General features: G+C 69.6%; 17 protein-coding genes and 4 pseudogenes. 13 read left to right on the top strand and 8 right to left on the bottom strand.

Features of this window, described 5'->3' with window-relative positions; all coding sequences use genetic code 11:
- The first annotated feature begins 80 nt into the window (after positions 1–80).
- Complete coding sequence (locus ACFWJ4_RS34935; protein WP_380551569.1) at positions 81–239, top strand: ATP-binding protein; 159 nt, start codon at positions 81–83, stop codon at positions 237–239.
- Between the two features lie 691 nt (positions 240–930).
- Positions 931–1,524, top strand: coding sequence for an FUSC family protein (locus tag ACFWJ4_RS34940; protein ID WP_380551572.1), 594 nt, complete (start codon positions 931–933; stop codon positions 1,522–1,524).
- A gap of 549 nt (positions 1,525–2,073) precedes the next feature.
- On the opposite strand, the gene ACFWJ4_RS34945 is transcribed toward ACFWJ4_RS34940, so the two are convergent.
- Both ACFWJ4_RS34945 and ACFWJ4_RS34950 read right to left on the bottom strand, forming a co-directional pair.
- Entirely contained in the window at positions 2,074–2,544 is a 471-nt protein-coding gene (locus ACFWJ4_RS34945; protein WP_380551611.1) for a transposase, read from the bottom strand.
- The gene (locus tag ACFWJ4_RS34950) at positions 2,433–3,644 is read right to left on the bottom strand and encodes an ISL3 family transposase (protein ID WP_380551575.1); all 1,212 of its coding nucleotides are present in this window, start codon (positions 3,642–3,644) and stop codon (positions 2,433–2,435) included. The genes ACFWJ4_RS34945 and ACFWJ4_RS34950 overlap by 112 nt, the downstream gene beginning before the upstream one ends.
- A gap of 304 nt (positions 3,645–3,948) precedes the next feature.
- Here ACFWJ4_RS34950 and ACFWJ4_RS34955 point away from each other — a divergent pair, with 304 nt between their 5' ends.
- Positions 3,949–4,773: a hypothetical protein gene (locus ACFWJ4_RS34955; protein ID WP_380551578.1), complete on the top strand. Its 825-nt coding sequence runs from the start codon at positions 3,949–3,951 to the stop codon at positions 4,771–4,773.
- A 32-nt stretch (positions 4,774–4,805) separates the two neighbouring features.
- Here ACFWJ4_RS34955 and ACFWJ4_RS34960 read toward each other — a convergent pair whose 3' ends face one another.
- Complete coding sequence (locus ACFWJ4_RS34960; protein ID WP_380551581.1) at positions 4,806–5,174, bottom strand: transposase family protein; 369 nt, start codon at positions 5,172–5,174, stop codon at positions 4,806–4,808.
- On the opposite strand from ACFWJ4_RS34960, the pseudogene ACFWJ4_RS34965 reads away from it, so the two are divergent.
- A pseudogene (locus ACFWJ4_RS34965) lies at positions 5,173–6,092 on the top strand (Tn3 family transposase). The gene ACFWJ4_RS34960 and the pseudogene ACFWJ4_RS34965 overlap by 2 nt on opposite strands.
- Positions 6,093–6,122: 30 nt before the next feature.
- Positions 6,123–6,890 carry a transposase gene (locus ACFWJ4_RS34970; RefSeq protein ID WP_380551584.1) on the top strand — a complete coding sequence of 256 codons (768 nt, stop codon included), beginning with the start codon at positions 6,123–6,125 and terminating at the stop codon, positions 6,888–6,890.
- Here ACFWJ4_RS34970 and ACFWJ4_RS34975 read toward each other — a convergent pair.
- Positions 6,880–7,161: a hypothetical protein gene (locus ACFWJ4_RS34975; protein WP_380551587.1), complete on the bottom strand. Its 282-nt coding sequence runs from the start codon at positions 7,159–7,161 to the stop codon at positions 6,880–6,882. The genes ACFWJ4_RS34970 and ACFWJ4_RS34975 overlap by 11 nt on opposite strands.
- A gap of 580 nt (positions 7,162–7,741) precedes the next feature.
- On the opposite strand from ACFWJ4_RS34975, the gene ACFWJ4_RS34980 reads away from it, so the two are divergent.
- The 4 genes and pseudogenes from ACFWJ4_RS34980 (at position 7,742) to ACFWJ4_RS34995 (ending at position 10,695) form a co-directional block, all read left to right on the top strand.
- Positions 7,742–8,611: a hypothetical protein gene (locus ACFWJ4_RS34980; protein WP_380551590.1), complete on the top strand. Its 870-nt coding sequence runs from the start codon at positions 7,742–7,744 to the stop codon at positions 8,609–8,611.
- 421 nt (positions 8,612–9,032) lie between these two features.
- A pseudogene (locus ACFWJ4_RS34985) lies at positions 9,033–9,428 on the top strand (Ig-like domain-containing protein); the annotation flags it as partial.
- 24 nt (positions 9,429–9,452) lie between these two features.
- A complete protein-coding gene (locus ACFWJ4_RS34990) occupies positions 9,453–9,962 on the top strand; it encodes a L,D-transpeptidase (RefSeq protein WP_380551614.1) in 510 nt (169 codons plus the stop codon).
- A gap of 307 nt (positions 9,963–10,269) precedes the next feature.
- Entirely contained in the window at positions 10,270–10,695 is a 426-nt protein-coding gene (locus ACFWJ4_RS34995) for a hypothetical protein (RefSeq protein WP_380551593.1), read from the top strand.
- Positions 10,696–10,929: 234 nt separating this feature from the next.
- Here the strand turns inward: ACFWJ4_RS34995 and ACFWJ4_RS35000 are convergent, their stop codons facing one another.
- Positions 10,930–11,787: a LysR family transcriptional regulator gene (locus ACFWJ4_RS35000; protein ID WP_380551596.1), complete on the bottom strand. Its 858-nt coding sequence runs from the start codon at positions 11,785–11,787 to the stop codon at positions 10,930–10,932.
- Between the two features lie 95 nt (positions 11,788–11,882).
- Here ACFWJ4_RS35000 and ACFWJ4_RS35005 point away from each other — a divergent pair, with 95 nt between their 5' ends.
- Positions 11,883–12,614 carry an SDR family NAD(P)-dependent oxidoreductase gene (locus ACFWJ4_RS35005; RefSeq protein WP_380551599.1) on the top strand — a complete coding sequence of 244 codons (732 nt, stop codon included), beginning with the start codon at positions 11,883–11,885 and terminating at the stop codon, positions 12,612–12,614.
- A 351-nt stretch (positions 12,615–12,965) separates the two neighbouring features.
- Here the strand turns inward: ACFWJ4_RS35005 and ACFWJ4_RS35010 are convergent, their stop codons facing one another.
- A complete protein-coding gene (locus ACFWJ4_RS35010; protein WP_380551602.1) occupies positions 12,966–13,886 on the bottom strand; it encodes a tyrosinase family protein in 921 nt (306 codons plus the stop codon).
- A 190-nt stretch (positions 13,887–14,076) separates the two neighbouring features.
- Here ACFWJ4_RS35010 and ACFWJ4_RS35015 point away from each other — a divergent pair.
- Positions 14,077–14,300, top strand: a pseudogene (locus ACFWJ4_RS35015) (transposase); the annotation flags it as partial.
- Positions 14,301–14,429: 129 nt separating this feature from the next.
- On the opposite strand, the pseudogene ACFWJ4_RS35020 reads toward ACFWJ4_RS35015, so the two are convergent.
- A pseudogene (locus ACFWJ4_RS35020) lies at positions 14,430–14,744 on the bottom strand (protein translocase subunit SecD); the annotation flags it as partial.
- Between the two features lie 10 nt (positions 14,745–14,754).
- On the opposite strand from ACFWJ4_RS35020, the gene ACFWJ4_RS35025 reads away from it, so the two are divergent.
- Both ACFWJ4_RS35025 and ACFWJ4_RS35030 read left to right on the top strand, forming a co-directional pair.
- Complete coding sequence (locus tag ACFWJ4_RS35025; protein WP_380551617.1) at positions 14,755–15,528, top strand: hypothetical protein; 774 nt, start codon at positions 14,755–14,757, stop codon at positions 15,526–15,528.
- A 671-nt stretch (positions 15,529–16,199) separates the two neighbouring features.
- On the top strand, positions 16,200–16,727 hold the full coding sequence (locus tag ACFWJ4_RS35030) for a DUF4253 domain-containing protein (protein WP_380551605.1): 528 nt from the start codon (positions 16,200–16,202) through the stop codon (positions 16,725–16,727).
- 74 nt (positions 16,728–16,801) lie between these two features.
- Here the strand turns inward: ACFWJ4_RS35030 and ACFWJ4_RS35035 are convergent, their stop codons facing one another.
- Positions 16,802–21,391, bottom strand: coding sequence for a sacsin N-terminal ATP-binding-like domain-containing protein (locus ACFWJ4_RS35035; RefSeq protein ID WP_380551608.1), 4,590 nt, complete (start codon positions 21,389–21,391; stop codon positions 16,802–16,804).
- Between the last annotated feature and the right edge of the window lie 330 nt (positions 21,392–21,721).

The following is a 21,721-nucleotide window of genomic DNA, read 5'->3' on the forward strand; positions in this document are numbered from 1 at the left end:
GGCCTCTGCCGTGAGAACCAACGAGGACCGCAGGAACAGGAAACGGCCAGGTGGCAGGGGCAACTCGTGTGAGGGAACAAGTGCCAGCCCCAGATGAGTGGGACAAGACTTTCGGCGACGCTCGTCTCTGCGCGGCCATCGCCGACCGGATCACCTTCCGCTGTACCCTGATCCAGACCGGCACCGAGTCCTACCGCTTCCAGGCCACCCAAGAGACCCTTTTCCCGGCCCCCAAGTGATGACTCAGCACCATCACCGGCAGCCCCGCGGCTTGGACCCCGACGCCCAGCAGCGGCTGGTCGACGATGCCCGCAGCGCGGGCATCGCCCAGTTCCAGGCCTTGGCCCACCGTTGCGGAACCGCGAGCGGGTGCTGCCGGCCGGCCACCACGGCGACGACATCTGGGCCGTCCCAGTCGCCTGGGGCTCGTTCACAGGAGGAAGATCATGAGCTGGCTCTCGAAGGTGTTCAAGCTCAACCCCGCCGGGATCAACTGGCCACGAGCGGTGATGTTCCTGGACGCCGCGCTGGTGCCGCTGGTCGTCTTCTGGGCGATCGGGCACGAGCAGTACCTGCTCAGCGCACTGTTCGGCCTGCTGTTCGCGGGGCTGGCCGACCCAGGAGGCGGTTACGGGCACCGCGCGTCGCACATCGCCGTCTTTGCGCTGATCGGCGCCGGGCTGACCGCGCTGGGTTTCGGCATCGGGGCAGACGCTTGGGGCTGGCTGGTACTTGCGACTTTCACGGTCACGCTGGTGGCCGGCCTGGCGGCCGCGTTCGGGGTGCACAGGTTCGTCACCGCCCTGCTTCTCAACCTCTGGTTCATCGTCACCCTCGCGCTCGCGTTCGGCTTCCACCAGCATGCCCGCATCACCAACTACACCTGGGCTCAGGTGCTTGCCTGGGCCGGGGGGGTCGGCACTGTGGATCGTGGTGACGTTCTTCGCGTGGCTGATCCGCGGGCGCAAGGACCAGCCCCAGCCGGTCGCGGAGCTCCCCGGCGACACCTCGCGGAAGAAGCTGACCGGGCCGCTGATCATGTTCGCGGTGATCCGCGCTCTGGCGATCGCCGGCACCGTCGCGCTCGCGTTCGGACTGAACCTGTCGCATGGCTACTGGATGCCGATCGCGACCATGGTCGCGATGAAGCCGGGCCTGGAGCAGAGCACGCTCGTCGCCGCGCAGCGCCTTGCCGGCGCGCTGATCGGCGCCGTCGCGGCTGCACTGATTCTGCTGCTGCCAACCAGTGAACACGGACTCAGGCTGTTCGCGGTCGAGCGCGGACTCGAAGTGGTCGCTCTCGTCCTGTTGATGCACGGGGCGGCAATTCGCTTCTGGAACTACGCGCTCTACTGTGCGGCCATCGCCGCGGGAGTGCTCATCCTGGTGGACCTTCCACAGCCCTCCGACTATGCCGCCGAGGGCTACAGGGTGCTGTGGACGTTGTGCGGGGTGGGGATCGGTGTGCTCGTCATGATGCTTGCGGGCCTGCTCGCCAAGCGCACCGCCAAAGCTTCGCCATGACGAGTCTGAAAGTGTTCCGCTCTGGCTCGGCTGCCGTAGACCTTCTTCAGCAACGCGGCACTACACCTTGGCAGATCCATGGACCGACGACACCGAAGTACTGCAGCTCGCCTTCGACGTCACCACCGCCGCGGACAGGAACCCTCCTGACCCGGCCACCCGCTCTGGTGGCATACCCGCACCAAGCCCCCAGCCCTGCACTTCCTTGCCCGGCCCTTCCTCGAACACCTCTACTGTGTTCAGCCCGAGGCTGCAAAGCCGGGGGCGGGCCCCTAGCCGCATCTTGTCAGGGAGGCGGCCCTTGGGGCCCGCAACCACAGGCTATCGACGCTCCACCGGCGACATCCCCCGGACACTCCGCCCGGCCATCAGGTCACCCGATCAGTGGCTCCCAATCTCGCCGGACTGGCTCCCGAGCTCGCCGAAGAACACCCGCCACGGTCGAGTACACCATCGCCACGAACGGCCTAGACCCGGCTCTCATTCACACCGGAGCAGTGGCTCCCATATGAGGGTCTGGCCCAGGTTGTGTGGCTCGGTGACGGAGCGTCAGGCGAGAAGGACCCGCTTGCGTAGGAGCGGGAAGCTGGCGCGTCCGAACATTTGTCGTTTGAGCATCTTGATCCGGTTGACGGCGCCTTCGACGTGGCCGGAGTTCCACTGGGTGGTCAGTCCGGCTTCGACGGCGTCGTAGTCGCTGTTCAGGCCGTTGGCGAAGGTGCTGATCCCGCGCAGGCCGGAGGTCATCGCCTCGGTGATCCACTCGGGCAGCCGGTGGCCTTCGAGCAGGGTGAGCATCTCGGCGAAGGACCGGACCAGGCCGGCGGTGGTCTCCAGCTCTGGGCAGTGGGCCAGCAGGGTCTTGCGCTGCAGTTCTTCGTCCGGGGTGAGGCCGGAGGGATGGCGGGTCAGCCGGCTGATCGCCGCGCGGACGGTGGCGGCGCCGGAGGCGGGAGCGGACAGTCCGGTCTCTTCCGGCCCTTCTTCCAGACGGCCAGGAGGGTGTGACCGCCCCGGTATCCGCGTTCGCGTATCTCGGTCAGGAGTGCGGGGCCGGTGATCCTTCCGGCCGTCTCCTCCCAGCGTTGCTCCAGGTAGGGCTTGTACGGGTCGAGGATGCTCGCGCGCGGCCGGGGCGGCCCCTTCATCATGTTCTGCCACCGCTTGGCGCGTGCGTACCGGTGGACCGTGTTCCGGCTCCAGCCCAGGTGGCGGGCGACCGCGCGCTCGCTCAGGCCCTGGTCGAGGAGATCGTGGACCAGGGCGTGGTGGAGCCTGCGGCGCTCGGCCATCTTCCCCGCGGGCTCCGCCGGCACGGCCGCCGTCTCCGGTGCGGGATCGCCGGGCGGCGGGGTCTCCCACCGCGGCTCGGGCTCCGGAGCGATGGCGGGCAGCGAGTGCAGGCAGCGGCGGTGGTCGACCACGGTCTTCTCGACCGCGCTGACCAGGTTCGCCCACAGGTGATACCGGTCAGCAACCTGTCTGGCCTGCGGCGCGGCGGTCGAAGCGGCGTCCGCGTAGGCGCTGGCCCGGTCACGGCACAGAACCTCGATCTGCGGATGTCCGGCCAGCCAGGGGACGAGCGCGGCCGCGTCTCGGTCCGGGAGCAGGTCCAGCACCCGGTGCGTGGCCGCGTTCGTGATCACGGTGCCGTACACGTGGCCGCGGCGCAGTGCGAAGTCGTCAATGCCGACCGCGACCGGGGCGCCGACGGCCGGGTCGGGCAGGTCCATCACACGCCGGAGCAGGGTGCTGCGGCTCGCCCGGATGCCCAGCAACGCGGCCATCCGCGAACCGGCCCGGCCCGTAAGGGCGAGCCCCAGGCCGGCCGCTGAGGCGCGCTGCCGCTCGGTGACCTGACCGTTGCGGCGCGTCAGACCCTGTGCCTGCTCGGCGAAGGTCCGCCGCGGACAGGACGCCTGCCGGCAGACGAACCGGCGCACGCGCAACGCCAGAACCACGGGCCGGCCACAGCTCGGCAGATCCGACGGATACCGCAGGTAGGAGCCGTGCACCCGCTCCGACCACACCCCGCAGGACGGGCACACGGCACCCGGCGCGGTGAGCCGGGCCTCGACCCGTACCACCGGACCCGACGCCTCGGCACGGACGACCTCCACCTGCGGCAACGACGGAAACAGCAACTCTCCAAGCCATGACCATGATTGCGACACGACCGCCGACGGTCAGCCATCCGAGCCACGACACCAACGAGATCCGGACGATCTCCCGACTCCGCCAACCCCGAGAATCCATCACCCAGCGTCACCGGTCACAGAACCTGGGCCAGACCCCCATACATCGGTTCAGGCACAGATTCCGTGAAGGTGATCAGCAGGGCTGTCATGGTCTGGGAGCGATTGGGAGCGGGAGTCCTGCAGACCCTCCCGGTTCCCGCTCGAACGGGGGCGCTACCTTGCCACCATGTGCATCTCGACCAGTGAGGCCGCGTTCTCCGGCACGATCGTGTATTGCGGTCGGCAGCACCACCCCGTGCACGGCCTCATTCATGTCCTGGGCTACCAGAACACCGCCGTCAACCTCGCCGGTGGTCCGAACGCGCTGCTGCTGCACCTGCCCACCAAGCAGCTCACCCCGGGGCACTTCCTCTCCGTCGGACACAGTGGCGACGTCCTGGAGCGCATGGTTACCGCCGTTCGACCCGTCTCCGTCGCAGTCGACGAGATCGCGTGGATGAGCGCGGAGCCGGAGGCCGTCCAGGTCTTCGAGCACGACGTCTACACGGTGCTCCTGGCCGCTGACCCCACCGCGATCCCAGCCGCACTGGGGCAGGTGCCGGCACACCGGCGTCCGTCCCTCGACCCGGACCTCCTGCGCTTCTACACCGACCACTTCCCCGACCACACCATCGCCCTCTGCTGCTTCGACAACGCAGACGCACAGCGCGCCAAACCCCTGCTGCTGTGGTACTCGCCCCTCGACCCCGACCGGCTGACCGTGCCCGCGCTGGACAGCCACACCGGAGCAGTACCCGATCTCGACGCTCTCGTCCCCGTCGATCACTGGGTCCTGTTGTCCACCGACCAGGCTCCCTCCGACTGGGGCGATACCGTTGACTACCCCGAGGGCATGCGCCACAGCCTGCGCTCCTTCCTCCCCGCCGCTGTCGTGGGCCAGTACTACGGAGGAGCAGACGCCCTGCTCAACGGAGACTTCACCATCAGCCACCGCGACCTACTCGCCGGCGACCTCGACCGCATCGAGCGCTGCCGGCCAACCCGCCGCTGATCTCGGGCACGGCAGCGCTCTCGGTCCGCACATCAGCGCGCGCTGAGCAGCCGCTGCAGGACGGGCGTCCGGCGGCCGTAGCGGCAGGTCAGTCCATCCATCTGCTCCGCGAAGGTGACTCGCGGACACCCGCGGTTGTCGCAGAACATCCGACGCACCGACAGTTCGATCACGACGCCCCGGCCGCCGCACCGCGCGTCTGCCAGGTGCCGTCCGTACCGACTGTGGACCCGGCCGGATGGCGCTCCGCAGCCGGGACAGGGCACGGGGACGTGCCCCGGCGTCGACGCCTCGATCACCACGCGGCCGTCCCGCACTTCCATGCACTCGACCCGCATCCCCATGAGATGCGGAAGGAGAAGAGAGAGTTCTTCACACGCGGCCAGAATCCACCCTGACATGACGGAGCGTCACCAGCGCACGGAAGCACGAGCGGCCAACCTGGGCCCCTACGAGGCGGCCCGGCACATCAACGGGGTGAGCGGGCACGACCTGTCTGCCACGGCGAACCGGCACTTCTCCATCGCCAAGCTGAACCAGGCGATCACCGATGTGGTCAACGCCCACGCCCGGCTCGACATGTCCCGGGCCTGGGGCGACGGCACTGCGGTGGGCGCGGACGGAACCCATATGGGCACCTACCTGAACAACCTGGTCGCCGAGACCTCGGTGCGCTACGGGCGGCCCGGCGGCATCGCCTACCACCACATCGCCGACACCTACATCGCGCTAGCCTCGCCCACATGCTGGGCTTCGAGCTGATGCCCCGGATCCGCAACTGGAAGGACCTGGTGTTCTTCCGCCCGACCAAGCAGACCTCCTACGTCCACATCGACGCGCTGTTCGGCCCACCCGGGCGCAACGTCATCGACTGGGACCTGATCGAGTCGCACTTCAAGGACCTCATGCGGGTGGCGCTGTTGGTGCGCGAGGGCAAGATCTCGTCCGTCATGCTGCTGCGGCGCCTGCGCTCGGGTTCGCACAAGAACGCCCACTATGCGGCGTTCCGCGAGGTCGGCCGTGTGATCCGCACCGTCCAGCTGCTGCGGTATCTGACCGACCCGCAGATACGCCGACGGGTGACCGCCGCGACCAACAAGGTCGAGGCGTTCAACGGCTTCTCCGAGTGGGTGCGCTTCGGCAACCGGGGCGTCATTGCCGACAACGACCCCGTCGAGCAGGAGAAGGCGGTCAAGTTCAACGCCCTGCTCACCAACTGCCTGATCTTCCACAACACCCTGGACATCGCCCAGGCGGTGCGCGAGCTGCAGGCCGAGGGCTGGAAGGTCGACCCGGAGGACCTAAAGGCTGTCTCGTAACTGCTGGCCTGCTCCCGCGTTGGTCACGGCATGGGTGGGGTGATCTCGGCGAGCGATCCGATGTGGATCGAGCCGTTCTCGGGGTTGAGCGAGTCGCAGTTCCGCAAGCTGGTCGCGTTGGTACGCCGTCGTGGCGGTGACGTCCAGCGCGGCCGGCCGTGGCGGCTATGCCTGGAGGACCGGGTGCTGCTGGTCGCCACTTACTGGCGGACCAACCTGACCTTGCGGCAGGTCGCCCCATTGTTCGGGATCTCGAAGTCCGCTGCGGACCGGGTGCTGGACCACCTCGCACCACTGCTGGCAATCTCGCCCGCCCGCCGGCAGCAGCAGGACACCGTACTGATCGTGGACGGCACCCTGGTGCCCACCCGCGACCGAACGATCGCGGCCTCCAGCAAGAACTACCGGTACTCGACCAACCAGCAGGTGGTGATCGACGCCAACAGCCGACTGGTCGTCGCCGTCGGCCTGCCCCTGCCGGGCAACCGCAACGACTGCCGGGCCTTCACCGAGTCGGGCGTCGACCGTGCCTGCCGGGACGCGCCGGTCCTGGCGGACGGCGGCTACCAGGGGACCGGCGCCCTGATTCCGCACCGGCGCCGTCGCGGACAGGAGCACCTCACGCCCGAGCAGGAAGTCGACAACGCCGTCCACCGCAGGGCCCGGGCCCGGGTCGAGCACGTCTTCTCCCGGATGAAGAACTGGAAGGTTCTTCGCGACTGCCGCCTGCGCGGAGCCGGCGTGCACCACGCGATGCTGGGCATCGCACGGCTCCACAACCTTGCGCTCAGCGGATGAGCTGGTCCCGCCGCACCGTGAACTCCTCAAGTCCGTTCGGCGTCGTGACGCCGTGCACTGAGGTGGAGACGGTGACAAACTCGTCATCCCCCGCCAGACCATGGCCCTGGGCGATCGTGCAGGCGACGGTGACCTCCACCGGATACGGAGTATCCGGGCCGAGCTCGCCCATCGCCGCGAAGATCGGGGCCTTGTCGAACAGCGACCAGCGCCGTCCCGCCGCATCCGTGAACTGAACCTCGACCACCCCGGGCCACGGCTCATCGTCCACCCAGCGGACCGCCTCACATCGCAACTCAAGCACGAACGCCCCCACAGCTGACCAAGGTCATCAACGAGCGCCAGTATGCCGCGAGACGTCAGGCCCCGGTTACGGGAAAACCTTTAGCTGAGGTCTCGCCCTACCTGACCGAGAAGATCATGCGGTTCGGCGAGTACTCCACCCACGAGCTCGACCTGGCCCCGGAGGCGTACGAGCCGCACCTGGACGTCGACTTCACCAAGTTCGACCCTCAGAACCTCGCCGCGGCCTCCTGACGGCCGCCACGGGAGCAGGTGGCACCGGTCCGGCCGGTGCCACCCTACGATCCGGTGTCAGCCTGCCGGCGGCAGCGATCCGGGACCGGATGAGGGGCTATCCAGAGACTGCTTCAACAGCCGTGATCCCGCAAGCCACGCCAAGATCACCTTCTCTGCGGTCAGTGGTTGGGGGACAGCCCTACCCGGTACCGCATCACCCATTCAGCAGAGACGGTTGGTCTGCGCGAAGCGCTGATGCCAGCCTTGAACCAGCCGCGCTTGTGCACTGTCTGGACGGCGCCACTCATCGGGTCGCCGTCTCAGGGGGCATCATGATCTCCGTCATTCGGAAACTCGTAGCTTCGACGGCTTTTTCGCTCGCATTCCTCGGTGTCACAGTGGGTTGCTTGGCTTGGCTGATAACGCCGGATGCGAATGGTCCGAAAACGCCGCGTTCCCCCATTTTTGCAATAAAACCGGGGCCGAATAATGAAGCGCTTGCCCCTGGAGGCGCGGAGCCGTCCGTCACTGCGTCCATAGCGGTCAGGGCTGAGCAGGGTGCAGGAATGTGCGCTCAATTCTATGTATCCGGGGCCGCGCTGGACGTTCCAGGCTGGCAAATTGAGGTTGCGGCGGAACCGGAAATGCTGATCCATTCCAATGTGATGTCGATCCACCCTGCCGGCGGCTCCTCGTTCTACGTACTGTCACGCGGGCCCGGGTTTGTAAATACCGGGGAAGATGAAAAGGGGGAGCCGGATGTGCACCTGTGCTGGAACCATCCCGGCGACCCGACGGTCGTTTCCCACCGCGGGAGCAGGGCGGCCATAAACATGCCCAACTTCTACGTTGACTGGCGCTCCGGGAAGCCGCCACCGGATGCGTCGAACGTGCGGGTATCCATCAAAGCCCAGTTGGACGACATCGGGGACGACTGGGCCGTCGATTCCGGGACGGCGCCGAATCCCCAATTAAGTACAGCGAAACACTGGGTCTGGGAGAGCCCGATCGATGCCTCTGACACAAGGAAAGACGGCAGTCCCGCGACGCTGCAGGTGCACAGCCTCGGCGAGGCTGAAAGCGAGCATAATCGGGAGTTCTACAGCGGCATTTTCTATGGCGTGGGAGCTGCAGCCCTGATTGCGGCAATCCAGGAGAGGCTCAACACCCGACGACGTGCAGAGCCAAACGGCACTTCCTGAGAGCAAGGGTGCACGCATGTGTTGGGCACCCGGACGTACGGCGGGGAGGCGAACCGGTGTCCAGGAAGAGTTTCGATCGAAACTCTTCGGGCGGGCGGACGAGACTCGAACGTCAGCGCCAAACGTTTCGACCGAAACGTTTGGCGGGCCGATGATCCGACGATCCGGCCGGGCGGCTCGGACTCCCGAAGCTGCCGCGAGTGCCGCATAGCTGAGCGTGACGGTGTGTCACTCTCATAAATGGTCAGATGTGCGAGTTCTGCGAGAGGCCCGGACCGTGTCCGATTCGCCCCGGTCCGCTCTCGCAGAAAGCCTCTCAGAACTCAGCACTTCTGCGAGGCACTTGCGCGCGCAGTGGCCGACGTCCACACGGTCTTCCTCGTAACCGTGCCCCCCGTACCAACCGCGGACGGACAAGAACGGCAAGCCCGTCCAGGGCTCGATCGGCCCGGACGGCACCGGCTGGAAGCCCGCTGCCGCACTCTCCCCCGGCACGGCGTACACGGTGAACGCCCGGGCGACGGACGCCGACGGTCTGGTCGCCGCGGCCACCAGCGCCTTCACCACCGCCTTGCCCGGCAAGCAGGTGTCGACCAACGACAACATCGCCGACGGCCAGACCTACGGCGTGGGCATGATCGTCAAGGTGGACTTCAGCACCAAGGTCGTGAACAAGGACGCCGTCGCCAAGGCCATCACCTTCGAGACGGACAACGGCACCGAGGTGAAGGGCCACTGGTTCGGCGACAACCGGATCGACTTCCGCCCGGCCGACTACTGGAAGCCGAACACCAAGGTCACCATCCACTACCGGCTGAAGAACGTCGAAGTCGCCCCTGGCGTGTGGGGCGACGTCGACAAGGACGAACCGTTCACCATCGGCCGCTCCCAGGTCTCGACCGCGGACGCCGCCACACACCGGATGACGATCGTGCGGGACGGCAGGTCCACCACCGTGCCCGCCACCCTCGGCGACGACGAGCACCCTTCCTGGGGCGGAACCATGGTCATCATGTCCAAGGAGAGAGTCACCCACATGAACTCCCAGACCGTCGGTCTGGGCAGTGAGTACGACATCCCCGCCGCCCCGCACGCGATGCGGCTGACCAGGTCCGGCACCTACGTCCACGGCAACTACTGGTACAGGCGCGACCTGTTCGGCAAGGCCAACACCAGCCACGGCTGCGTTTCGCTCAAGGACGTGGAGGGCGGCAGCGACACCTCCGTCGCCGGGTCGTTCTTCAACAGCTCGCTGATCGGCGACGTCGTCACGGTCGTGAACACCAAGGAGAAGACCGTCGCCCCTGACAACGGCCTCAGCGGCTGGAACCTCCTCTGGGCCACCTGGTAGCGCGCTGGACGGCCTGTCTCGCCGCGGACGCGGCGCTCGTGCGCGCGCCGGGCCCGAGTCAGTCGCCGAGCAGCTCGACGACCCCGATCCCGGCCGGTTGCCAGGCCGCGGCCTACGCCCTGGCAGCCGGCTCGGTCGCCTCGCCACGGCCGCCCTGCACGCCCACCTCGCCGTCGAGGACGACCCGGCGGTCCGCGCCCGCCTGGTCCTGGCGATCGGTCAACTCGCCCGGGAGGAAGGAGAACCGGAGACACCCGCACCCACCCGCCTACGCGAGTGGTGGCAGGACCCCACCCGGCCCGCGGACGTGCGGGTCAGCGCCGCCCTGGCCTGGCTGTCCCACGTCGACGACCCGATCCCTGCCGATCTCGACTCCCTCCTCGCCCCCATCCCCTGGCTGCGCGACGCCGAAGACGGCGGCGAGGACAACGGCCTCCTGGTGTGCCTCACGCAGATGGGGCCTGTCCAGGCCGGCCAAGACCGTACAGACCCACCGCTGGGAGTGCGATGCTGGCACGGAGTCGACCTGGTTACTGAGGTTTTCAGGGCGGGTCGGTGGAGTGAGCGACAGGCCGGTGCCCGTCAGGCAGCCGTCGATGAGCGCGGGCCGGAGTTGTATGTGCAGCTGCCGTCCTCTTGTCGATGGCTCGCGCTGGCCATCGGTCAGGCGGACCGGGAGCTGCCTTTCGAACTGCTCGCCGCGATCGGCGAGGCGTCCTCGCTCCCGGGATGAGCTGGGCCCGAAGGCCGACCGGCGCCACAAGACGTCACAAGAGTCGGGGCCGGCCACAACTTGCGTGCTGAACAACAACGGGCCGTCAGACATCTCACTGATCCAGCGACAGCTGTCGCACTGAACCGACCGGAGAACCGCACGTCAACCAGCGCACTTGACGACAGGCAGTGTGCTGAGTCCCAGGTCGTGAGCCGGGACACGAGAGGTGGAACCGGGCCAGGCGCATTGGAACTACCGGAGACGGGTCGCAGTCCGGACAAGGTCGGCGACGGCTCTGGACCGACTGTGTGGCGGCCAGGCGATCACGGTGGTGACTTTCGGCGCATCCAGCACGGGCACGGCGGCGAGGTCACCGGGCAGTTGAGATCGGCACGACTCCGGTGAGACCGCGCAAGCACGGCCGAGCGCGACGAGTTGCAACAACTGCGCGTGGTCGCGGACCTGCGGGCCGGGGCCGGGCGGGTAGGTGCCGTCGGGGTCGGGCCAGCGGGGCAGGGGCAGGGGCAGGCCGGGCAGCCTGGTGATGTCGGCCATGTGCACATGGGTCCGGACGGTGAGCGGATGCCCGGCCGGCAGGACCACGACCTGGCCCTCCGTGCTGAGTTCTTCGGTGTGGAACCCGGCCGTCGAGTCGAACGGCCGGTGCAGTAGCGCCACGTCGGCCCGGCCCTCGCGCAGCAGTCGTTCCTGCTCGGCCGGGCCGCACAGGATGACGTCGACGGGGACCGCGCCGGGTTCGGCGGCGTACGTGTCCAGCAGTCTCGCCAGCAGTTCGCGGGACGCGCTGGCCTTCGTGACCAGGACCAGGCCGGGACGGCCGGTCGACGGAAGGGCGGCGCGGCGGGTCCGGCGCTCGGCCGCTTCGACCGCGTCGAGGGCCGCCCGGCCCTCGACCAGCAGCACCGAGCCGGCTTCGGTCAGCGTGACGGTGCGGCTGGTCCGGTCCAGCAGCGCCGCCCCGAGCCGGCGTTCGAGCTGCTGGATCGCCCGTGACAGAGGCGGCTGCGCGATCCCGAGCCGCTGCGCGGCGCGCCCGAAGTGCAACTCTTCGGCGACGGCGACGAAGTAGCGCAGTTCCCTGGTCTCCATCCGGCCACGGTACTCCGGATCGATACCTGGAAGGTATCGTTGCCCACCCAATCGGTCTTGGACCCCCGCCGGGGTCCGAGAGCAGCATGGTCCCCATGAGCGAACGAACGATTGCGCTGGTCACCGGCGCGAACAAGGGAATCGGCTACGAGATCGCCGCAGGCCTGGGCGCCCTCGGCTGGAGCGTCGGCGTCGGCGCCCGCGACGATCAGCGTCGCAAGGCCGCGGTGGAGAGACTGCGCGCGGCCGGCGTCGACGCGTTCGGCGTACCGCTGGACGTGACCGACGACGCGAGCGCGACAGCCGCCGCACGACTGATCGAGGAACAGGCCGGGCGCCTCGACGTGCTCGTCAACAACGCCGCTATTGCGGGCGGCACGCCCCAGGAGCCCACCCGCGTCGACCCCGCCACCATCCGCACGGTCGTGGAGACCAACGTCATCGGCGTCATCCGTGTCACCAACGCGATGATGCCGCTGCTGCGCCGCTCTGCCTCACCGCGGATCGTGAACATGTCCAGCAGTGTCGGCTCCCTCACCCGGCAGTCAGGGGCCGCCGGTGAGCTGACCACAGGTCCAGTGGCCGTGGCGTACGCGCCGTCGAAGACGTTCCTGAATGCCGTCACCCTCCAGTACGCCCGCGAGCTGAGCGGCACGAACATCCTGATCAACGCCGGCTGCCCCGGCTACGTCGCGACCGACCTCAACGGCTTCCGGGGCGTGCGCACCCCCGAACAGGGCGCGGCCATCGCCATCAAACTCGCGACCCTGCCCGACGACGGCCCGACGGGCCGGTTCTTCGAGGACGCCGGCGTAGTGCCCTGGTGAAGTGCACGGCGGTCATCACCCGCACAGCCACCAGGGTGAGGCCGCTTCGCCCGCGCGTCTCGAACAGGTTCATCGACTGCTTCGGCCGCCCCGGCCGACGCTCCGTGCTTGCGGCAACGCTCCGCACCGCTACCGGTTCCGGCATGGATGGCAGTTCACCGCAGGTTGCAAGCAGCGTGACCATTTGGTTCCAACAATCGTGAGCCGGGGATCCGGGTCGGGCACCGTCCGACGCACGCTCGAGGTCGGGCCCGGGTCGAAGGCCGCCGCCTCGGCGGCCACGGCCGGTACGCCGGCCAGGAGTTGAGCCGGCAGGACGGTGAGAGCGAGGCGGCGGCGCATCGTCGGCGGTCAGGCGTAGGAGTAGCCGAGGGCGATGGTGCTGGCCACGTCGGTGGCGGTGCTGGTCCAGGGGTCGAGGATGGCATCGTTGCCGGAGAGGCTCGGCTTGCCGGTGTGGTTGAGTTGCCAGCGGTCCCAGGTACGGTCCACATTGGCGTGCAGAAGCCAGAAGATCGGGTCGTGCGGGGCGGCCATGATGTCGCTGATGGTGCCGTTGCACCAGTTGTGCACGTCGTTGTGCGCGTCCGCCTCCAGGTGGCTGGTGAACGGGGTGTAGCGCGGGCGCAGCAGCAGGCTGTCGATCAGGGTCTGGGTCGGCAGCGAGCCGCCGTTCGCGCCGGGGACGCCGCGGGTGACGTTCGGGGGCTGCCAGACCCAGTCGGGGCGGGCGTGGTCGTTGGCGTAGTCCCAGTACGGGATGGTCAGGGTCGGCGCGCCGTTGGCGGGCTGGACGGAGCGCAGCAGGTTCTCCGCCTGCAGTGTGTAGCGGCGGTGCCAGGGCAGGAAGCGCTGAGTGCCGATCGGGCCACTCATCGAGTGCATCCGGTGGCTCATGTCGCCGTGGATGTCGGCCAGCGTCTTGTACGTCCCGGCGGCGTGGGCGGCCTTCAGGGCCGTGTTGAAGGCGTCCTTTTCGGCCTGGCTGAGCTTGCGGTGGTCGACCCGGGTGCGGGTGAGGCTGCCGGCGAGCTGGATGATGAAGTCCCGCGCGGTGTCGGCGGGCACCAGGTTCAGCCGGGCCCCGTCCCCGGCTGCGGCGCCGGGCTGGGGCGGCAGCGTGGCGAGGTGTCGGTCGAAGCGGACGGCCACTGCCTCGGGGTCGAGCACGGGGTGCAGGCCCCAGCCGTCCTTGAGGCGGAGCAGCTCGTCGCGGTCGGGGAAGTGCCCGGTCTCGGGGAGTCCGGCAGTGGTCTGGTCGATGGGTGGCATACGGAGCATCCCGTCGGTGCGTGGCTGGTGGGTCTGCTGCCACGGTCACGCGGCGGGTGCGCGGGTCGCGGTCGGGACGCGCCGAGCGGGCGGACTTTCACTCCGCCAGATCAGCGGTTTGAGTCATCAGATGCGCTGGCCCGGACTGCTCTTGCCACCTGGCGCGCTCGGGAGCACGCTCACGGGCGGGGCGGCCGTTACCGTCCTCGCCCCCGCGACCCGCAGTTCCGGATCCTCCATACGCGGCGAACAACCCTCCCGGAGGGGTGACAAGCAGCTGAAACGAGCGTTCTTCCCGGCCGCGTTCGCCTCGCTCAGCGACCCGGCCTCCCGCACCTGCTACGACAAGAAGATCGGCCAGGGAAAACGGCACACCCAAGCCCCCTCTGCCTGGCCCGACGCCGGGTCGACGTCCCCCATAGAGGCACCCCCCGGCTCCGCCGGCTCGCTCTCCCCGCCTCTCACCCTGATAGACGCCCATCCCCCCGGGGGTGCAGGTCGGTTCGAAGCCATGGTGCGGTCAGCGCGCAACAGCCCTCCCCGGCCGAGGCCCGTCCGGGTGTCGAGGACGGCCGAGGCGTCCTTGATGCCGTCGCCGGTCAGCGCCGGCGGGCCCAGCCGCAGGTGGCCGCCGGGGAGGCCGGGGTCGGCGAGGACCCGGGACCCGTCCGCCGCGGGGGGCCCGACCGGGCCGTCGGCGGTCGCCACGACGGGGTGGAAGGTGAGCTGGGCGGTGCGGCCGATGACCCCGGCGGCCTCGCGGGGGTCCTGGACGCCGGGGAGTTCGACGACGATGCGCCGTTCCCCGGCGCGGGCGAGCGAGGGTTCGACGACGCCGAGGCCGTCGACCCGGCGGCGCCTGGACTGCTTGGGAGACGCGCTCCGTGGTGAGGAGCCAAAGCAGTCGGCCGAGTACCATCGGGCGGCCACCGCATTGTTCTGCGAGTTCGGGTATCCGCGCGACCTTGCCAGGTCACTGTCCGCCCTCGGGCTGAGCCATCGGGCCGCCGGGGAGCTCAGCAAGGCTGTCGACGCCCTCGAGGAGTCGGCCGGCCTGACGCGGAAACTGGAGGCCGACCGCGACCTGGCGAACACGCTGGCCATCCTGGGAAACGTCTACCGCAAGGTCGACCGCTTCGAGGATGCGGCCGAAGCGACCCGCGAGGCGGCGACCCTCTACCGCGCGGCCGACGACTTGGCGAACGAGGGCCGGGTCCTGCATTCGCTGGCCGTCTCCCTGTGCCAGTCGGGAGCGCTGGACCAGGCGGCCGAGGTGATGGGCAGGGCCGTGCACGTGGCGCGTGAGCGCGGGGACTTCGCCGCCGAGAACGTCGAGTTGAGCAACCTCTGCGTCGTCCTCAGGTCCCTGGGACGGGCGGACGAGGCCGTCGCCGCCCGGCAGGAGTGCCTTGCGCTGCTGCCGGCGGACGTCGATCCACGCCATCGGATCGTGGCGTCACTCAACCTCGGCCAGCTGCTCCTAGCCGTGGATCGCGCAGCCGAAGGCAAGGCGGCCATCGATGAGGTCGCCGCGTCGATCAGTGTTCTCTGCGGGCAGCACGACGGCCCAGTCCGTCTGGAGGGCCTCTCCATGGAGGCGGACGGTCGCCTGACCTCCCTCACCGTTGGCTCTGGCTGCTGAAGACGTCCCCCAGCCGCGAAAATCATCAACAGCCCGATCCGGTCGCACGTCGCGTCACCGGTCACCCACCGGACGGGTACACCCGATCAACTGCTCAGCCCGGTGCCGGCAAAGGTCCGCCGCAGTGCTCCCGGTTCCGCTCCTGCGAGGCCGAACAGGTGGCCGATCTCCATCAGATGCCACAGGTCGAGCCCGGCTCTCACGCGAGGACGGGAATCGGATTTTCCGCGGAAAATCCGATTCCCGTCCTCCTTCCGAGTGGGACGGCCCCAGCCGCTCGAGAGTGACACCACCACCGGCTTCACCCATCTCGGCGCCCGCGAGTACGCCGCTTCCACCACCGCTTCCTCAGCGTCGACCCGCTGCAAACCGAATCAACGGCGCCCTCTCAAAGGCCAACACGCAGGGAGCCGATTCCGTCCACATCATCTTCTTGACCCCCAACATCACAGAGCGAGAGGCGAAGAACAAGGTCAACGGATGGCTCAAGACCCCTGGCGGTCGGCGACTCGGTCACCGTCCTGGAGATCCGTGTCCCCAAGGCACAGGCCTACCCCTTCGTCTCACCGCTGTGGAGCAGTGACTTCGCGGCCCGGGAGGCGATCGGCGGCCCCTGGTCCGGCGGCGGCCCGGAAGGCCTCGCCCGCGCCCTCGCCCAGGACCCGGAGGAGGTGGTCCAGGAACTGGTCTCGGCCGCCCGGGAGTGGAACCTCGCCGACTGGGAGGGCCCGCCCATGGCCCTCCCGTCCGACATGTTCGAGGAGACCCTCGCCGCAGACCTCACCGAGCACCCCGAAGCCGACCCGCATACCCGCCCCGGCCGGTTCCACTCCGGCTCCGGCAACGTCTCGATCTGCTTCGTCCAAGCCCGCCACGGCTACGAGGTGCCGGCGCTCCTGCCCAAGGCCTTCGAGACACCGAACTGGAACTTCTCCCCCCTCGGGGACGACCACCGCCAACTCCTGCCCGCCTGGCACGTCGCGGTGCTGCGCAGCTGGTACGAGCGATTCGGTGCCGAGCTCTACTACGCGGGCAGCTCCTGCCTCGAACTACTGGTCACCCACCCGCCGAGCGACCGGCTCACCGCGGCCCGGGTCGCCATCGAGCAGTACGCCTACGCCTTCGACGACATCCAGGACCTGGAGAAGGCCGGCGACGGGCAGGTCCGCTCCCACGTCTGGTCCTTCTGGTGGGACTGACGCCCCGTACGCGCCGACTCCGACACGTACGGGACTTCCGCCTTCCCACGTCAAGAACGCGCACCCCGTCCGGGTCAGGTCGTCGGCCACTCCCACACGACGGTCTCCAGGTCGGCTCCGCGCAGGCCCTTGAGCCGGACGTCCGACACGGGCTCCAGGTCGAGCTTGGCCAGCGGGTCGCTGATCTGGGTCAGGACCGGTTCCCCTCCGCTGTCCTCGTTGAGGTGTTCGGCGACGAGCAGGATGTAGTTCTCTCCCTGCTCCCGGGCTCGGTTGTACTCCGCGGCGGTGAGGGTGACGTCGCTCGGCCGGGCGCCGCCGTGTGCCTTGATCTCGTAGTAGCGGCCGGCGCTGTCGACCGCGTCGGCTCCGACGTTCAGCTTTCCGCGCTGGTCGAGATTGTCCGCGTCCTCCCCGAGGAAGGCGGCGAGGGTTCGGATGACCAGGGCCTCCTTGGAGCTACTGTCCTGGAATCCGTGCCGAGCGGACTGCTCGCGGGGCACAGCACCACCCGGCCTGGGGGTCGACAGGCCGCCGGCCCGGGTGCGGGACGGACGCTGCGGCTGGGTCGGGACCGGTCCCCCCGTGGTGCTGGGGGCCGGCCCGGTCCGGCGGACCGTGGGCCGACCGAGCCGGTCGAGGTCGACCAGCCGCGGTGGCTCGGGCACGACGGCGTTGCGCGGCTTCGGAAGCGCGGCCTTGGGTGTCGTCGCCGCCTTGCCGTCGGGGGCGGGCCGGGGCGCGGGCACCGGTGCGGCGGACTTCGGCGAGGTACGGCGCCCGTCCCTCGCCGGCTTCGCGGGCGTCGGCGCCTGTGCGGCCTGCAGGGAACGGCCGCGCAGCAGTTCGTCCCGGCGCTGTTGTTCCTCGAAGTCCCGCTGGCCGGCCGAGGTGAGGGGTACGGCATGACCGGTGGTGACGGCGTCCTCCTCCCAGAAGTCCCGCCAGTGGCGGGCCACCAGGCTGCGGGAGCCCGCGAAATGGCAGGCCAACGCGGCGCCGGTGCCCAGTCGGGAGAACAGTTCGGCCGGGGTGGAGAGGAACAGGGCTTTGGCCGACCGGTCGATGTGCGCGCCGATGGGGATCTCCAGCGGCTCGCGGTCCTTGCCCGGGTCCGCCCGGACGCGCAGACCCGGCAGGACGCGCACCTCCAGGCCCGCGAGCCACGCCCAGCCCGTGAAGGACTCGGCGGCCGCCGGCTCGTCCCGGACCAGGCGGTCCTGCAGAGCGGTGACGGCCCGTCGGAAGCTCTCGGTGAGGCCGGAATCGGGGACCGCCGTGTCGGGTTCGACGGCCTCGGCCGAGGCCATGTCCAACTGCTGCACGCCGAGCGGGCCCATCAGCCCGGCGAACTGCTCCGCGTCGCCGCCCGGCTGCCAGATCGGGACGCGGTCCGCCAGGGCCAGTTCGACCGACCGGTGGGCAGCCACGGCGTAGACCGAGTTCTGCTGTTTGATCCACCCGGCGCTGGTCCACAGCGGGAGCCAGCGCAGCTTCTCCCTCAGGCCCGGCGCGATGCTGGCACCCGTGTTGCTGACCAGCCTGTTCAGCGACCGCAGCGCCTCCAGCATCAGCCGCTCCCCGTCCCCTCCCGTCGGGGATCCGCCGGCGGCGAGCTCCTTGAGGGCCTCGACCAGGTCCTCGGGCCCCGGCTCCCCGATCCCCAGGACCTGCCAGAGCGGCAGCAGCTCAGGGCCGGGCGGGACGAAGGCGCGCAGGCCGTACAGGATGGCGGTGCCCCGGAAGCAGTCCTCGGGACGGCGCCAGCCGAGGTCGGTGAGGACGAGGGCGTCATCGCCCCGCAGCGCCGCCGTCACCCGCTTCTCGACCTGCGCACGAGGGGTGTCGCCCGTGCGTTCCGTCAGCCGCCTGGTGAGCGCGCGGTAGACCAGGTAGACCTCGGTCCTCAGCGCCTCCGCCGAGTCTCCGGTGCCCAACGGCCGCTTGCGCAGCCGCTGGAGGCGGTCGATCAGCTGGGGGACGTCGGGGTCGCCGACCACTCCCAGGGCCGCGAGCACGTCGGCACGGTTGGCCAGCACGTGCTGGAGCTCCGCGTGCACGTAGTTCGGCTCGTCCTGTCCGTAGAGCGCTTCGGCGTCGGGGGTGCGCAACTGGAGGTGGCCGGGGCGGCACAGGTTGCCCTTCTCGTCCTCCAGCCACGCGCTGTCGCGCAGGTTCCAGACCCACAGCGCGGGAACGGAGCCTTTCACGGTCCAGCCGTGATAGGCGGTGGCGGCCTCGACCGTCGCCTCGGGGCCGGTGATCAGCTTGGCCAGGGAATGGAGCAGCGCGGCCGTACGCCGCCGCCGCTCGTCGACGTTGCGCTCCGCGGTGATGTCCTTGACGACCCGTTCGAGGTCCTGCGAGGCCCTGTCGTCCAGGGTGTGCGTGGCCCGGAGCCGCCGCACCGCTTGGGTGCGTGTCCGGGAGGACAGCCAATGGTCGTGGGGCAGTCCTGTCCTCGTGTCGCGAGACCGGTCGTACTTCTTCACCCCCAGCACGACCGGGGCGAGCCGGGGGGTGTCCGCCACGCCCAGCAGACGGAGGAAGGCCGTGGGACTCAGACCACCGCTCCGCGAGACGGGCAGAAGCGTCTTGGCGTAGGAGCGATGCGCCCAGAGGAGCCCCGGGGTCCTGTGCGCGGCGGTCGCGAACCGGTCGCTTCCTGCGCTCTCCAACGACCGGGGGAGGTAGAGCCGGTCGGGCGCCGCCTGGCAGGCCTTCTCTTCCCCGTTCGCCCCGTACTCGTAAGCGTCGAGCCGCACGGTCCGGCCGATTCCCGGGCCCAGTCGCTCGCGCTCCGAGGCCGGGAGTTCGGCCATGGCCCGTTGGAGCAGGACCAGCCGGTCGGTTCCGGAGGCGTCGGTGGCCGGCAGACTGCCGCCGGTGCTCCCCAGGTGCGCGATGCGGCGCAGGACGGCCGCGGTGTCGTCACGGCGGACCAGATAGCCGCTCCTGCTCAACCAGCCGGTGACCCGCCGGGCCGCATCGTCGTCGCTCCAGTAGGCGGGATGCAGGTCCCGGAGGACGCCCAACGGATCCAGCAGCCCTGTTCCCCGACGATCGGCGAACAGGTGCTCGTACGGTGCGAGCCGCTGACCGTCGGCCGTGGCCAGGCATGCGCGGAAGCGCATCGTGAACTCCAGGCCGGCGCGGAGGGCAACGGCGGTGAGGCGGACCGTACGGTCGACGTCGTAGGCGGGCCGCTTGAGCAGTCCGACCGCATCCGAGACGTCGACCTCGTCCGGGAGCTCCACCGCACCGGCGGTCCTCCAGTCGGAAAGCACCTCGCGCCAACGGCCGTCCCGGTCGCGGGCGGCAACCGGGAAGCAGTGCTCCAGCTCCGCGAGCCGTGCGGTGTCCCGCTCCGAGATCACTCCGGTGAGCTCCTCCGCCTCGACCGCGAGGTCGGCGAGCGGGACGGCCGTCCCGTCCGGCACCGGCAGTGTGAGCGCGGCGGCCACCTCCTCCCTGGCACGCTCCAGGAATGCGCTGACGAGGCGGTCGGGGAGCCCGGCCTTGCCATGGGCGGACGTCCCGGTCAGAGGCAGCAGGTGCCAGGCCGACGGCTCCACCCGTCCGAGCACATCGAGTACCGCGGCCTGCCACAGGTCGGCGACGACCGGGACCAGTGCCGAGTTCAACGCGCTCGCGGCGAAACCCTCACGGCTGACGATCGGGTCGAACTGCGAGTGCACCCGGGCCGAGACAGCGAGCGGGGCCACCGGCAGTCCCGCGTGGACGTGCCCCGTCGCCGCTTCGTCCATCGGCAGTGCCACGGCCACCGGAACGGTGGGGCCGAGCTTCTTGTGCAGGCGGTGCCACCCGGGCCGGGACGGGATCAGCGTGTCGTAGACGCGCCACAGGCCGCCCCCAGTGGTCCGGGCCTCCCTGACCCGGACGGCGTGCTCCGCGCCGTCGACCGGCAGGCTCAGGCTGGTGACCTCCTGCCAGCTCAGCCGCAGGACCCTCGTCGAGCCCGGGCCGACGGGGCCGACGGCCGCCACCGTGACCTGTTCGAGGTGGCGCAGGAAGAGCAGGGAGCTGTCCTGCCAGTTCTCGAACCAGCTGAGGAGTTCCTCCGCAGAGAGGACCCCGGGGTCGAGCGGGATGCGGAAGACCGTCCACTCCCGCCCGGAAATGTCCGCCGGCAGGCGCGGGGGGTCGGCCGGCGCCAGGGTGATGTCGGCGAACCGCACGTGGTAGGGGTGGCCGTGCACCTCCCAGGACGTCGAGAGCAACCGAAGTGTTGCCAGGCCGATGCCGAACCGTCCGGTGCTCGCGGAGTCCAGGCGCTTGCCGCTGATCCACGGCAGCCCGAGCCTCGGGATGTCGGCCAGGCGCAGGCCGCTGCCGTTGTGCGCGATCAGGAGCTCGGTCGGCCGCCAGTGGAAGCGGATCTCCCGGGCTCCGGTGTCGTCGGCGTTCTGAACCATCTCGGAGAGCACCTGCAGCCTGTCCGAGGAGAGCGTCTCGGCGCCCTCCTGGGCGCCCTCCGCCATCTGCAGGAAGAGCCCCGGTACCTCACGAATGCCTTTGTCGAACAGCCCGATGGCGCGGGCGGCCTCCTCCGGTGTCCGCGCCTCGGCACCCGGATCGGGCTTCCCCGCCAACAGGGCCCGTACGGCCTCGGCCAGTTCATCGTCATTCCCACCCCTGGTCACACTGCCTCTCCTTTCCCCCCGGGTTCGGTTCTGGGGAAAAGGATCTGCACGGGAGCGGTGGTTCGCGTCACCACTGTCGGGATCCGGCCACATACCCAACGACCGCGGATCCGCCGATCACGGCTGCCGGCAGGCCGGGAGTGGGCGGGTCGTGGCCCGGTCCGGCCGCGACCAGGCACGCAACCCCGGCTGGATCGAGTACAGGAACAGCGATCGTTGTCAGTGGCAGGTGCTACTGCGTTCCCCGTCCGCCCGGAGCACGGGCCCGGGGGCTCGCCTCGCAGTCGCCTCCACTGACCGCCGGTTGTCCGACACCCTGCGGTGTCGGAC

The organism is Kitasatospora sp. NPDC127067 (assembly GCF_042724755.1).
GTDB lineage: Bacteria > Actinomycetota > Actinomycetes > Streptomycetales > Streptomycetaceae > Kitasatospora > Kitasatospora lactacystinica.